General features: G+C 69.1%; 9 protein-coding genes. 2 read left to right on the top strand and 7 right to left on the bottom strand.

All coding sequences use genetic code 11. The features are described from left to right. Positions 1-4: 4 nt before the first annotated feature. From AB0B64_RS56810 to AB0B64_RS56800, 3 genes are read right to left on the bottom strand one after another with little or no spacing between them, the layout of a single operon-like run. Positions 5-4,828: a DNA repair ATPase gene (locus AB0B64_RS56810; RefSeq protein WP_358204014.1), complete on the bottom strand. Its 4,824-nt coding sequence runs from the start codon at positions 4,826-4,828 to the stop codon at positions 5-7. A 6-nt stretch (positions 4,829-4,834) separates the two neighbouring features. Beyond that, positions 4,835-6,931 (bottom strand): flotillin family protein, encoded by a 2,097-nt coding sequence (locus tag AB0B64_RS56805; protein ID WP_358204008.1) that lies wholly within the window; start codon positions 6,929-6,931, stop codon positions 4,835-4,837. Continuing rightward, positions 6,931-7,485 carry a hypothetical protein gene (locus AB0B64_RS56800; RefSeq protein ID WP_357960948.1) on the bottom strand — a complete coding sequence of 185 codons (555 nt, stop codon included), beginning with the start codon at positions 7,483-7,485 and terminating at the stop codon, positions 6,931-6,933. The genes AB0B64_RS56805 and AB0B64_RS56800 overlap by 1 nt, the downstream gene beginning before the upstream one ends. A gap of 132 nt (positions 7,486-7,617) precedes the next feature. On the opposite strand from AB0B64_RS56800, the gene AB0B64_RS56795 reads away from it, so the two are divergent. After that, positions 7,618-8,580 carry an NADP-dependent oxidoreductase gene (locus tag AB0B64_RS56795; RefSeq protein WP_358203998.1) on the top strand — a complete coding sequence of 321 codons (963 nt, stop codon included), beginning with the start codon at positions 7,618-7,620 and terminating at the stop codon, positions 8,578-8,580. Positions 8,581-8,605: 25 nt separating this feature from the next. Here the strand turns inward: AB0B64_RS56795 and AB0B64_RS56790 are convergent, their stop codons facing one another. Further along, entirely contained in the window at positions 8,606-9,115 is a 510-nt protein-coding gene (locus AB0B64_RS56790; protein ID WP_357960953.1) for a CGNR zinc finger domain-containing protein, read from the bottom strand. Positions 9,116-9,239: 124 nt separating this feature from the next. Here AB0B64_RS56790 and AB0B64_RS56785 point away from each other — a divergent pair, with 124 nt between their 5' ends. After that, entirely contained in the window at positions 9,240-10,100 is an 861-nt protein-coding gene (locus tag AB0B64_RS56785; protein ID WP_357960956.1) for an alpha/beta hydrolase, read from the top strand. A 14-nt stretch (positions 10,101-10,114) separates the two neighbouring features. Here AB0B64_RS56785 and AB0B64_RS56780 read toward each other — a convergent pair whose 3' ends face one another. From AB0B64_RS56780 to AB0B64_RS56770, 3 genes are all read right to left on the bottom strand, one after another. Next, the gene (locus tag AB0B64_RS56780; protein WP_358203989.1) at positions 10,115-11,029 is read right to left on the bottom strand and encodes an aminoglycoside phosphotransferase family protein; all 915 of its coding nucleotides are present in this window, start codon (positions 11,027-11,029) and stop codon (positions 10,115-10,117) included. Positions 11,030-11,363: 334 nt separating this feature from the next. Then, entirely contained in the window at positions 11,364-12,389 is a 1,026-nt protein-coding gene (locus AB0B64_RS56775) for an MBL fold metallo-hydrolase (protein WP_358203984.1), read from the bottom strand. Positions 12,390-12,654: 265 nt separating this feature from the next. Next, positions 12,655-13,917, bottom strand: coding sequence for a hypothetical protein (locus AB0B64_RS56770; protein ID WP_358203979.1), 1,263 nt, complete (start codon positions 13,915-13,917; stop codon positions 12,655-12,657). Positions 13,918-13,990: the final 73 nt, after the last annotated feature.

Below are 13,990 nucleotides of genomic sequence, written 5' to 3'. Positions count from 1 at the left end.
CGAGTCAGTCCGTCGTGTTCTCCCTGATGGCCGTGCCGACCTCGCCCACCCGGTCCGCGAGCAGGCCGATGGCGCCCACGGCCCTGGTCATCGGGTCGTCCTCGGCGCCGCCGAGCGCCTTGGCGCGCAGGTAGGCCGCCTTGAGGTCGCTCCAGCGAGCGGCCTGGGCGGGGGTCAGCCGGCCGCGCAGCTCGGCGAGCTTGAGCAGGTTGGCCTCCGCGTCGCTCGTCAGGGTCTGCGCCTCGCCGAGGTAGTGGTCGTCGATGACCGCCTCCAGCTCGGCCTCGTTCATGGCGGGCACGATCCGCTCGGCCAGCTTGTTCATGTTCCGGTACGAGCCCTGCAGGCGGAACGGCGGCTCTGTGCGGGCGGCGTCCGACTGCCCGGCCGAGGCGATGTACGCCTGGTTGTTGGCCAGCACGACCTCCTGCACCCGCACCAGCTTGCGCAGCACGCTGAGGATCTGGTCCAGCTCGGTCTTGGCGTACGGGTGCCGGAGCTGGTCCGGCCGGGCGCTCTGGTCGCCGCGCGCCAGCCGTACCAGGAGCTCGACGTCGGCCCGATCACGGGCGGAGAGCGGCGCGAGCACCGGGTTGGAGGTGAGCGCGTTGTCGATGTAGCTCAGCGCGAACAGCTCGTCCTTGCCCGACAGCACGTCGCCGAGGTTCCAGACGTCGGCGCGGTTGGCGAGCATGTCGGGGATGCGGAAGCGCTGCCCCGACTCGGTGTACGGATTGCCCGCCATGCACACCGCGAACCGCTTGCCGCGCAGGTCGTAGGTGCGGGTGCGGCCGTTCCAGACGCCCTCGATCCGACGCTGGGCGTCGCACAGCGAGATGAACTTCTGCAGCAGCTCGGGCGAGGTGTGCTGGATGTCGTCCAGGTACAGCAGTGTGTTGTTGCCGGTCTCCAGGGCGAAGGAGATCTTCTCGACCTCCTGCCTGGCCGTCGCGTCGGGCGCCTCCGCCGGGTCGAGCGAGGTGACGGCGTGGCCGAGCGCCGGGCCGTTCACCTTGACGAAGACCAGGCCGAGCCGGCTGGCGACGTACTCCATCAGCGTCGTCTTGCCGTAGCCCGGCGGCGAGATGAGCAGCAGCAGGCCCATCTGGTCGGTCCGCTTGTCCCCTCCGGCGGCGCCGAGCTGCTTGGCCAGGTTGTCGCCGATCAGCGGCAGGTACACCTCGTCGAGCAACCTGTTGCGGACGAACGCGCTCATGACCTTGGGCCGGTATTCGTCCAGCCGCAGCCGGGCCCGCTCGGCGGTCACCAGCTCGGTGCGCCGCTTCTGGTAGGCCCGGTAGGCGGGGACGCGTTCGGTGCGGAAGCGGCGGGTCCTGGCCAGGGTCTCGTCCAGGCGCAGCTCCAGCTTGCGGTCGGCGACGCGCGGGTGGGTGCCCAGCAGGCCCTCCACCGTGGCGGTCAGTGTGGCGCTGGAGTCGTGGCGGGGCAGGTCGCAGAGCTGTACGGCGATGGACTCGGGCACCTCGGGGCCCTTGCCGAAGGCGCCGATCCAGGCCCGGGCCAGCTCCAGCCGCTCGGGCAGCGCCACGGCCTTAAGATCCTCCTCGAACTCGCGTGACCTGGCCGGGCCGAGCGTCTGGTGGAAGCCTTGAAGGAGGGCGCGGGCCGCCGCGCTGGTCACGAAGCCGGTGGGTTGAGTGGCGAGCTCCTCGACGAGGTACTCCCCGGCGAGCGCGGCCGTTTCGCCGGGCCCATGGTGGAATGCGGCGATGTTCGAGCCCAGTTCCGTTGCCAGAGCGGCAATCTCCGGTGTGGGGCCGAAGACCGTGCGGGCGCGCACCAGCGACACGGCCCGTGTGGCCAATGTTTTACGTGAAACCTCGTCCACCCCGAACGCCCAGTACAGCTGTGCCGCCGCCCGAGAGTCCGGCGGATACCGCAGCAGCCCCGCTCCCTCCCGGAGCCGCAGCAGCGTGTCGAGGATGGCGGTCGCGTCATGGTCGTGGACGCCGCGTTCGTACCCCTCGTCGTAGCGCTGTTCGGCCGCCTGTCGTACGAGGTCCTGGAGCGGCCCGCCCGGCACGGCCACGTCGAGCAGCGAGGCGGCCAGGTGCTCGGCGCGGTAGACCTCCGGGGTCTCCGAGGCGAGCAGCTGGTCCCAGAAGGGGCGGGTGTCGGCGAACGCGGCGGGGGCGGGCGAGCGGTAGTCGGTCCCGGTGATGGCGAAGTGCATGTCGCCGTCGTGCGGCACCAGCGTGAGGTCGATCGGCTGGGTGTTGACCGCGAACCGGTGCCGCCCCAGACGCAGCGTCTCGCCGCCGTCGGAGAACAGGTCGAGGCGGTCGCGCAGGGCCCGGCCCGCCTCCTGCTGCGCGGCCTTGACCCTGCCGTCGAGCTCCTCGGCCCGTACCGCGTCGCCGAGCCCGCGCAGCTCGGTGGCGACCGAGCGGAGCTTGGCCACCATCGGGTCGGTGGCGAAGAAGGTGTTGACCTCGTCGAGCGAGCCCAGCGACGGCAGCCGCCTGGTGATGCTGCCCAGGATGCGCTCGGCCGAGGCGAAGATCCGGTCGGCCCGGCGGGCGAGCTCGTCCAGCTGCGTCTGCTTGCGGGCCGAGAACGCCTCGTAGACGTCGTCCCGCTTGGCCGCGAGCCGGGTGGCGAAGTCGTCGAACTCGCCGAAGCGCGTCTCCAGCGCCTCCAGTCGCAGCATCAGCCTGCCGAGCTGCTCGTCGCACCGCTCAGGCGTGTCCGCCACCGCAAGCGCGCCGGTGATGGCCTGCCCGAGCAGCGCGAACTCGGCCGCGAACGCCGCCCGCCCCTCGGCTCCGAGCAGTTCTCGTCGGCGGCCGTCCAGGAGGGCCCGCGCCCGGTTCACCCCGCCGAGCACCTCGGCGATGCGCTCCAGGATGGAGGTGCGTACGGTGGCGTCGGCGATCTCCAGCGAGCCCACGACCTCGGTGACGACCTCCAGCCCCTCGGACTGGGTGGCCAGGCGTTCCGTGACCGGCTCGGCCTCGGCGACGGTGGTGATCGCGGCGGCCTCGGCGGCCAGACGCTCGACCGCCTCGTGGTAGCCGGTGAACGCCTCGGCCCCCTGGAGGAACCCGACGGCCCGCTGCCCCACCGAGACCAGCTCGTCGGCCAGCGATTTGGTCAGCGTGTCCAGCTGGGCGAGGTCGAGGTAGCGGACCTCGCGCAGCGTCACCAGGCGGCCCTGGGCCCGGCGCAACGTGGCCAGCAGCGTCACCCAGGCGTCGGCGGTGGCGGGGGTGTCGCCCCGGGCCTGCCGGACGAGCCGGGTGGTCTCCTCCGTGGCCTCGGCGAGAGTACGGGCGGCCTGGCGGGTGAGCGCCTCCACGTGCTCGTACTCGTCGAGCACCTGCTCAGCCGTGGCCCGTACCTCGGAGAGCGGGGCGCGCAGGCCCTGCTCGCCGAGCCAGTGGTAGTGGTCGAAGGCTCGTGTGCAGGCGGCGATCAGCGCCTCGAACGTGGCGGCCGACGGCGCCATCTCGCCGATCATGCGGGCCACCGACAGGCAGTCGGAGATGCCGCGCACCAGCTCGGCGTTGCCGATGCGCTCCAGGGGGCCGTTGCCGGTGGGCTGGGCGGCGGCGTAGGTGTCGGAGACGTACGGCGTCTGCCAGACCTGCATGGGGTGGACCCGCGTCGGCTCCTCGGAGGTGGCGCGGAAGACCACCATCGTGCCGTCGTCGAACAGGGAGTAGCCGTGGCAGACGATGGGGTTGGCCACCTCCTTCCTGATGACGTTGTACGGCAGGAGCAGGGAGCGGCCGTCGCCCCTGGCGTGGAAGACGTACAGGACGTCCTCGCCGTTGGGGGAGCGGACCACGCGGTCGAACTCCAGGTCCGTGACGTCCGTGTCGAACGTCTTGCTGACCCCGGTGGCCAGGTAATAGCCGCCAGGGAAGATCAACCCCTGGTCCTCGGGGAGGCGCTGACAGGCTTGGCCGATGCCGTCGAGCCTGGTCACGGCCTTGGTGCGGGTGTTGAAGACCAGGTGGCGCCAGTCGGGCTCCTTGTACGGCCGGATCCTGATCAGGATGAGCGGGCCGATGACGGCGTGCTCGACGTCGGCGTCGGCCAGGCTCTGGAGGGGCTCGGCCACGGGCTCGGCGTAGATGCCCTCGCCGGTCTCGGTGTTGTTCTCGATCTTGATGGTGAGGTCGCCGCCGACCGTTTCGACGAACACCTCGTCGCGGATGGAGATGTGCGGGTGACGGCCGAGCACGTGGTCGTCGCGGGTGGCCGGGGTCCAGACGAAGTCGTGCGAGGGCGGGAAGGCATGGTCCCGCTCACCCCTGTTGTCCTGATATTTCGTGACTCCTTGGGAGTCGACCGTCCATCTGAAGACCCGGGTGTCGGCCGGGCCGGTCTGGAAGACGGCCAGCAGCTTGCCCTCGACGCGTCTCAGGTGGTGGAGCCTGGACTCCTTGTAGTAGCGGTACAGCTCGGCGAAGTCCTTCTGGAACGCCGGCTCCTCCAGGGCGGGGAGACGGTCGGGGTCGAACCTGAAGACGTCGCCGTCCCTGGTGAAGCGGTGCACGGAGAAGACGTCGGCGACCGTGGTCTCCGGCTTCAGCCCGATGAAGACGTTGTAGCCGAACAGCATGACGCCGCCCAGCGAGACGATGTCCCGGGGAACGCAGTTGTTGTCCGTACGGATGCGCTCGGTGCCGAGCAGGCGGAGCTCCGTGCCGCCGAAGACGGTCAGGCGCTGCGCGTTGACCCCTTCAGTGGCCGCGGCGAGGGCCTTGGCCTGGGCTTCCAGCCGGGACTTGAGCACCTCGTAAGTCCCGGCCTCGAGCCCGCTGGTTTCAGGTTCTGCCGTCTGTACGTCGTCGGTCACGCGCGATCAGACCTTCGCGGCGGTGAGCGCGGCCACCGGCGAGTCGGCCACGCCCAGGCGGCGGGCCGTCTCCAGGAGCTCGCCCAGCGGGCCCGAGTCGGGCCCGCCGTTCTGGATGAGCCGCAGCAGCAGCGCCGACACGGTCAGGTTCTTCAGGTCCTCGGTGCTCACCCCGTTGACCAGCGCGCTGAGGTCACCCGCGAGACTGGCCGACCCGTTGAGGTACGGCGCCGCCAGCGTGCCCGCCACCTGCGAGTGCTCCACGAACCCGTCCACCACCTTGCCCGCGGTGATCGAGCCCACGACCTTGTCGAAGAACATCGTGTCGCCGCCGACGATGTCGATGTTCGCCTTGGCCAGACCGGCGGCCAGCACGCTCGCCTGCGACTCCGCCACCTGCCGCGTGACGTCGATCTGCTTGAGGCGTACGTCCTTGTCGGCCTCCAGCCGCAGGCGGAACTCCTCGTGGCCCCGGCTCGCGTCGTCGAGCGCGGCCATCGCGGCGGCCTTCTCGGTCAGACCCTCGGCCTCGGCCTTGAGCTTCTCGCCCACCGCCGTCGCGGCGGCCAGGGCCATCGCCTGCTCGCCCTCCGCCTGCGCCTTGAGCCGGTCGCCCTCGACCATGGCCATGGACCTGGCGCCCTCCGCCTCGGCCCGCAGCCTCTCGGCCAGGACCGCCGCCTCCGCGCGGCCGACCTTCTCGATCGCCTCCGCGTCCCGCTCCTTGACCTGGACCTCGGCCAGCCCGGCAGCCGCCGACTCGGCCTGGATACCCTCGGCCAGCCTGATCTTGGCTCGGGTGTCGAGCTCGGCGGCCTGCTGCCTGGCCTCGGCCAGCGTCAGCTCCTCGCGGGCCTTGAACTTCGCGGCCGCTTCCGCGGCCTCGGCCGCCTTGATGCCCTTGACCAGGTTCTCCTGCGCCTCGGCCTCGGCGGCGATGATCACGCTCTGGCGGGTACGCTCGGCCTCCTCGACCACGCGCAGCCGCTTGATGCTCTCCTCCTGCTCGGCCACCGTCTTGTCGACGGCGATCCGCTCGCGCACCACCTCGGCGATCGACCGCTTCTCGGTCTCGACCTCTTTGTCCTTGGCGATGCGCGACAGCTCGGTCTCCCGCTCGCGGGCGATGATCTCCAGCATGCGGTCCTTCTCGATCCGCTCGGTCTCGATCGCGATCACCCGCTCGCGGTTCTTCTCCGCGACGGCGACCTCACGGGCCCGGTTCTCGTGCTGTACGCCGAGCTGCTCGTCGGTCTTGATGTTGGCCGACTGCGACTTCAGCCGCTCCTCGGCCGCCACGCGGGCGATCTCCGCCTCCTCGCGGGCCTTCATCGTCTCGATCTCGCGCCGCTGCTTGACCTCGGCGTCGGCCTGCCGGCGCTGCAGCTCCAGGATCGCCTCGCGGGCGTCCACGTTCTGGCGGGTGATCTCCTTCTCCTCGCGGCGCTGGAACTCGTTGGTCCGTACGTGCTCGATCGCCGTCAGCTCGGTGATCTTGCGAATGCCCTGCGCGTCGAGGATGTTGCTCTTGTCCAGCGCGGCCAGCGAGGTCTGCTCCAGGTAGTCGATGGCCGCGTCCTCCAGGCTGTAGCCGTTGAGGTCGGTGCCGATGAGCCGGACGATCTGGTCACGGAACTCGTCACGCTTGGTGTAGAGATCGACGAAGTCGAGCTGCTTGCCGGCGGTCTTGAGCGCCTCCGAGAACTTCGCGTTGAACAGCGCCTGCAGGGTCGACTCGTCGCTGGCCCGGACGGTGCCGATGGCCTGGGCGACCTTGATGACGTCCTCGGCGGTCTTGTTGACGCGTACGAAGAAGGTGATCTTGATGTCGGCCCGGATGTTGTCCCGGCAGATCAGCCCCTCGCGGCCGGTCCGTTCGATCTCGATGGTCTTCACCGAGATGTCCATGATCTCGGCCTTGTGAAAGACGGGGAGCACGGTGGCCCCGGTGAACGTCACGTCGACCTTGTTGACCTTCGAGATGATCAGGGCCTTGCCCTGTTCGACCTTCCGGAAAAGGCGGCTGATGACGGCAAGCAGGCCGATCACGATGACCAGCACGACGGCGAGGAATATGCCGAATCCGGTGGAGATGACGTCCATCAGTGCTCGCTTTCGTAAGGCATGACCCAGAAGAATTCGCCGTTGGCGTCGTATTCGAAGATGAGCGCGTTGTCGCCGCGCGCGAGCCGGTCCTGGCCCGTCGTCCTGACCTGGACGACGGCCGAAGAGCCGTCGGGCGCGGTGACCTCGGCCTGGCCGAAGTCGGCGGTCGCCTGGCCGGTGCGGATCACGCACATCTGGCCGACGAAGTCACCGCGCGACGGGCGCCGCGCGTCAGGGAGAAGCCGCCGCAGCGGGCTGAGCAGTGCCCGCGTGCCCAACCAGGCCCCGATCAGGGCGAGGATGGGTACGACCGGCAGCGCGATCCCCGGCGCCACCTGACTGCCGATCAAGGCGAGCAGCCACGCGAACGCGATCAGTAGTGACAGTGCGATCCCGGCGGGCACTCCGCCCAGTCCCAGCCAGGGCGCCTCGCCGTCTTCGAAGTCGAAGAGGCCGGTTATGACAATGAACCAGTAGCCGGCGACCACGACGAGAAGGAAGGTGAATACCACCGTCGGGAAGCTCAGCACGACATGTAAGAACTCGGTCATCGAACCCCGGATACCCCGTCCCCCTGTGATGTCCGTCGGACTCTATACAGATAAAGCGGGACTAAAGCCGAAAGTTCCCGAAATGCGATCTGGTTTGACCTCAAGTGCGGTTGAGGGTGCACAGTCGTCCCCATGAGTGGAAATTTCATGAAAGCGGCGGCGTTTGCTGAGTTCGGCGGACCCGAGGTGCTCACTGTGATGTCCCGGCCCATGCCGGAGGCCGGGCCGGGCCAGGTCCGGGTACGGATCAAGGCCGCCGGGATGCAGCCCTTCGACACGGCGGTGCGGGCCGGTTGGACACCGCCCGCCGTGACCGACCCGTTGCCGCGGATCCCGGGCAACGAGTTCGCGGGCGTGGTCGACCAGGTGGGGCCGAGAGTGGCGGACCAAGGAAGTCCGGGCGGCCAAGGAGAGCCGGGCGTGCGCCTCGACGTTGGCACGGAGGTGCTCGGCTTCTCGCTGCTGAACAGCTACGCCGAGTACATCGTGGTCCCCGCCACCGACGTGACACCCAAGCCCCCGGGCCTCCCCTGGGAGGTGGCCGGCGCGTTGACCGCCGCGGTGCAGACCGCCGACATCGCCATCAGCCAGCTGAACCCGACCGCGGGCGAGACGCTCCTCGTCCACGCCGCCGCCGGAGCGGTCGGCACGGTCGCCGTACAGCTCGCCGTCCGTAGGGGCGCCACCGTGATCGGCACCGCTCGCGAGGAGAACCACGCCTACCTACGCGACCTCGGCGCCATCCCTGTCGCCTATGGGGACGGCCTCGCCTCCCGGGTACGCGCGCTCGCGCCCGGCGGGGTGGACGCGGCCCTGGACGGAGCGGGCGGCGCGGCGCTGGACGTCTCCTTGGAGCTGGTCCCGGACCGTGGCCGCATTCTGACCATGGTCGACCACGACAAGGCGGACGAGCTGGGCATCATGGTCACGAAGGGCGTCCGCACGGCTGAGCGCCTCGCTCGGTATGCCGCCCTTTGCGCGAAGGGGGAGCTGAAGTTCCTGATCCGCCGGACGTACCGGCTGGAGGAGGCGGCGGACGCGCACCGCGAGATCGAGACCCGCCACGGTCGCGGCAAGCTCGCCCTCCTCATCTGACCCAAACGCTGCTCTTTCGGGCCGGTCAGCCCATGGTGCGCTGGCGTTGGTTGAACCGGCCCACCTTCGCCCGGTTGCCGCACGCCTCCATCGAGCACCAGCGGCGGCTGCCGTTCTTGCTCGTGTCGAGAAACCACAGCACACACTCCGGGTTCGCGCACTTGCGCACGCGCTCGGGCCGCTCGCGGAGGATCCGTACCAGGTCCGCCGCCGCCACCCACGCCGCATGCCACGCCGCTTCGTCCACGACGACCAGCTCGTACGGCTCATGCGGCTGGTGCGGGTCGCCGGTGCGGATCAGTGGGCGGCGGCTGCCGTGGCCGAGCACGGCGTTGAGCCGCTCGGGCCCGCGCCCGTCCAGCACGGCCCGCAGGGCGGCACGAGCCTCCACCAGCCGATCCCGTACGCGCTCCAGCTCGTCGCCACCCGGCAGCCCGTGATCGTCGAGCCAAGCCCGCACGCCATCGAGGTCGTCGAACTGATCGACCGGCACCCCATGCTCCTTCCACACGGTGTCCACCAGATCGAACGCCACAGACTCCCCACGAAGCGGCCGCACTCTCACAGGACCTAACCCCTCAAATAAGTTTGACCGGTTAATCAACCTCATGCTATCACTTAACCATCAAAACTAATTTAGCCGGTTAAGAGGAGTCGCCATGACCACCCGCTACCGCACCACTGTCATCGACGGCCTGGACGTCTTCTACCGTGAGGCAGGCGACCCGTCGGCCCCTACGCTCGTACTGCTCCACGGCTTCCCCACCTCCTCGATCGCCTACCAGGAGCTGATCGCCGACCTAGCTGATGAGTTCCACCTGATCGCCCCCGACTACCCCGGTTTCGGGCACAGCTCGGCCCCGGCCGCCTCGGAGTGGGACTACACCTTTGACCATCTCGCCGACGTCGTCGACCGGCTGCTCGACTCGCTTGGCCTGACCAGGTACGCCATTTACGTACACGACTACGGCGCCCCCGTCGGCTTCCGTCTCGCCCTGCGCCACCCCGAGCGGATCACCGGCATCATCAGCCAGAACGGCAACGCCTACGAGGACGGACTGGCCCCCTTCTGGCAGGACCTCCGCGCGATCTGGGCGAACCCCTCCGAAGCCGACCTCGCACCGCTGCTCGCCAACTACACGCGTGAGGCCACGCACTGGCAGTACACGCACGGCGTCTCCGACGTCTCCCTGGTCAACCCCGACAAGGAGGCTCTCGACCAGGCCCTGCTCGACCGTCCGGGCAATCACGAGATCCAGCTCGCGATCTTCATGAACTACGCCACCAACGTGGCCGCGTACCCGCAATGGCAGGACTACCTGCGCACCCACCAGCCCCCGGTGCTCGCCGTCTGGGGTCGCAACGACGAGATCTTCGCCCCGGAAGGTGCCAAGGCGTTCGCTCGCGACGTGAAGGACGCCCGTGTCCACCTCCTGGACGCCGGCCACTTCGCCCTGGAAACCCGCCGTCCCCAGATCGCCGCTCTCGTACGAGCCTTCCTCCACAGCCTGTCGGATTGACCCCGGCGGCTGTCCTACAGGCGGTGACGGACCGCCTCGGCCACGGCGAGCTGGATCTCGTTGAGCTCCGGCTCGCCCCGGGCCACGTCCCAGAGCGAGTTCTGCAGCACCCGGCCGAGCGTCCAGCCCGCGGCCCGCCGCCGATCCAGCCCGAGCCCGTCAACCATGAAGTCGAACCGCCGCAACACCGCCCGACGCACATCCCCGGTCGCCACGGCCTCCTCCCACCGGTTGTGCAGCGCGGGCATCAGGTCGAACCCGGGGTCCCCGGCGAGCGGCTTGGGATCGATGGCCAGCCACGGCTCCCGTACCCCGGCCAGCACGTTGTCGTAATGCAGATCCCAGTGCAGCAACCGATCGCCCGGCTCGCCCGCCAGCTCACGAACCGCCCCCGCGCAGACCTCCAACCAGCGCCGATCCCGCTCCCTGGGCAGCACCGCCACCGCGTCGGAAACGCGGTCGAGCATGCCACCCGCGATGTCCCCCAACTGGCGCATCCCCTCGGGAGCGGGCAGCACCACCAGCCGCCGGAGCAACTCGGTGAGGATCCCGAGCGCCTTCATGACATCGGGTTCGGACGACAGCGGCCGCTCGGCGTCGAGCCGTTCGAGCAGCAGGGTGCCGGTGGCGGGGTCCTCGTCGAGCAGCAACACCGACCCGTCACCCGCCCAGGCCCGCAGCCCCGGCCCCTCGCCGGCGTTCTCGTCACTCACGGGCTGCAGCTTGAGCGCCGCCTGTGTCCCATCGCCCCGCACCACGGGCAGCACCAGCGACACCACCCCGTGCGCGGGCGAACCGTCCAGCCGCAGGTCCCATCGCTTGAGATAGCGCTCGGCCAGCGCCGGTAACCCGGCAGACCAGGACCGCCCGGCTTCTCCGTCGTACTTCACGTGAGACTCGGTCAAAGCGGCAGGCACCACGATCTTCACCCACCCAGTCTGCCGCAAGCCGTCTCCACCTACGTGGACGAAGCCGTCGCCGAGAAACTCGATCGAGATCGCGGAATGGCCGTCTGGCGCGAGCTCGTCGGCTACAACCTCAATGACGCCCCCGCCGCCACGCTCGCGCGCGTCCGCGCCCCCGTCAGGTCTGTACCCAACCCGCCCGCGAACGCCTGCAGGGCCTGCTGTACATGATCGTCCACCACGTCGACCCGCTCGACAGGGATGACGCCGTCACGGTCGGCTCACTGGCGGCGGAGCACGATGGAACATGACAGCGCACGCGCGGCATGCGTGGCGTTCCCAGGCGCTCGGTCGTCTCTCAGCAGCAGACGTTGGTCGATCGTCCGGGTGAGGCGCTCGCGGCGCCTGAAGACGTGCCGGAGCTCGCCTCCTGGTCTTGGACGATGCGGCCGCGCAGCATGATCTCCATGACCTTCATGAAGCGCTGCGTCCTGGAACGGCCGATGACGAACGGATTCGCCGCTCCCGTGGACCCGGCCCGCAACTCCTCGATGCGCGCCAGGCTGTTGTCGCAGCCTCCATGATTGTTCAGCTCGACGTCCACCCCTGCCTGCCTCATCCTGGAGGCGAAGGCGAGCACAGAGGAGAGATTGGTGCGCTTGTCCGCGGTCGCGGCGGGTGGCGCGGTCCCGCCCCACAACATCGCGGTGTGTCGTAGGCCCTTCCAGCGCACCGGGAAGATCGGCGAGACGGTGCCCGGCGTGTGCCCGGGCGTGTGGTGGAACGCGACTGTGGTGTCGCCGAGGGTGAGCCGCTGTCCGTCGGATATCTCCAGGTCTCGCTTGGGCGCATTGGCCGGACGTTCGGCAGCGATGACATTCCAGTCGGCTCGGCTCATCATGACTCGGGCGCCGTACTGGTCGGCGAGGAACTGGGCGCCGCCGAAATGATCGCTATGGCCGTGGGCGACCACCACGTACTTGATCTTCGCTGGATCCACTCCCACAGAGCGCAGCCCGGGAACGATGATCTTTTCGGCGTCGTCCGGTGATCCCATCGCGTCGATGAGGATGACACCCTGGGAGGTGAGCAGGGCCGTGGCCTGGACGAAGCTGGTGCCCACCACCGCGACATCGTCGAAGATCCTCAGTGGCGCGAGGGGCTTCGCCGACGGCATCGGGAGGCCCGGCGTGAGCACTTTGACGAGGGCCCGCAGCACCGGGTCGTCGCCGGCCAGCTTGGCCGCGCGGTCGTAGTAGTGCTGTGCGCTCTTGGGAGCGGCGGCCGATGCCGCCGATGCCTCGGCCTCGCCTCCCGCCAGCGGCAGGAGGGCCGCGGCGGCCAGCAACGCGCGGCGGGACGGGCTGGACTGCCCGAAGGACATGGGCGAACACCTGCTTTCACGGGCCAGAGACCTGGAGGCGATCACGACCCCGATGGACGTCAATGCCCGCTTAGCAGACCAGAACCGATCTCCTTGCGTCCAATATTGCTATCTATCGTCCATCGATAAGGAAGTAGATATCAAAGCTGATCAGGCGCACCAGTCAGCCGCCGGCCAGCGGGACGAGCTTGACGAAGGAGGCGACGGGGTCGGCGATCAGGTCGATCTCGGTGTCCAGGTCGTCGATCGAAAATGGTGCCTCCGTTCAGGGCCTGGTCGCGGAGCGGCGGCGCATGAGGAGGCCGCCCGCGCCCGCCGCTGCTATCAGAGCGGAGCCCGTCAGTACGAACAGGCGGCCGTCCGGGCCGGCGTCGCCGCCCGCGCCCGTGTCGGCTCCCGCCTTCGGAGTGGCGGAAGGCTCAGACTTGTAGGAGGTCTTGGTCGATGACTTGGGGGTCGGGGACTTGGACTTCGTGGGGGTCGGCGAAGGGCTGCTGCCGCTGCCTGCCCCGATGGTGAGGGGGTACGTCTTGAGGCTGGTGTCGCTCTGAACCTCACACTCGATGACCGGGGCGGTCGGTGAGGTGCCGATGTTGATGGCGGCCGGCTTCACCGTCGCCGAGCCCGAGTTCTTCGATGTGGTCTTCATGTCGACGCTGGTGGGCAGCGTGATGGGCGCGCTCGCGGTGACCGCGGCCAGCTCGCCCACTCCGGTCGCGGAGGTCAGCTGGGTGATGCCGGAGATCGAGGCGTAGGCGTACAGCTTGCTGCCAGTGGGCAGCCCGGTCGACGGGGCCTCGAGTTCGTAACCTGTCTCATAGGTGCCCGACCAGCCGATCGAGAACTGTTCGCCGGTCTTGGGGGTGGTCGTGGGCATCGTCAGCGTGACCTTGACCTTGACGGTCTGCGGGCTGGCCTCGGTGCCGGTCTTGCAGGAGTAGGTGACCACGTCGCCGGTACCGGTCCCGGTGCCGCCCTGGCCGACCGTGATCACCACGCTGGTCGTGCTGGTGGTCGTGCACGAGGTCACGTCCGACGGCGCGCTGGCCAGGCTGAGCTTCAGGCTGCCCTGCTCGGTGGAGCCCTGGACCGTCACCTCGCCACCCGTCGTGGCGGTCACCGACACCGTGCTCGTCACCTGTCCGGCCAGCACGGAGGTGGATCCGGAGGTGACGCTCGCGCCGGTCTTGCTGAGATCCGTGTGCGTTCCGCCGGTCACCATGAGTTTCCCGGCGACGTGGACCTGCGTGGTGGTGGTCGGTGCCGTGCGCAGCGTCAGGGCGGGAATGCGCCACTTGACGTCGAACGTGCCACTCGCCGTATCGGGCATGGTGAGCGGCACGCTGAGCGAGGTGTCGCTGAACGGGCCGCCTGTACAGGTGTAGGCCAGGGTGAGGGTCTTGTCGGCCATGGCCTGCGCTTGCGCGGGAGATGGCAGGCATAACGCGATCACCGCGCCGACGAGCCACAGAGCGGACGCGTGCCTGACGAAGCGGCGCCACACCCCGGATGCCGGCAACTGTCTCATCCCCATCCCACGACTAAGTCAAAGGACGTATCAGAATTCCAGCTCTTGGTCACGATTGGGTAGAGAAGGGCAA

It is taken from the genome of Nonomuraea sp. NPDC049129 (assembly GCF_040648495.1).
GTDB lineage: Bacteria > Actinomycetota > Actinomycetes > Streptosporangiales > Streptosporangiaceae > Nonomuraea.
Note: the sequence above shows the minus strand (reverse complement) of the source record. Positions and strands in the feature narration are given on the sequence as shown.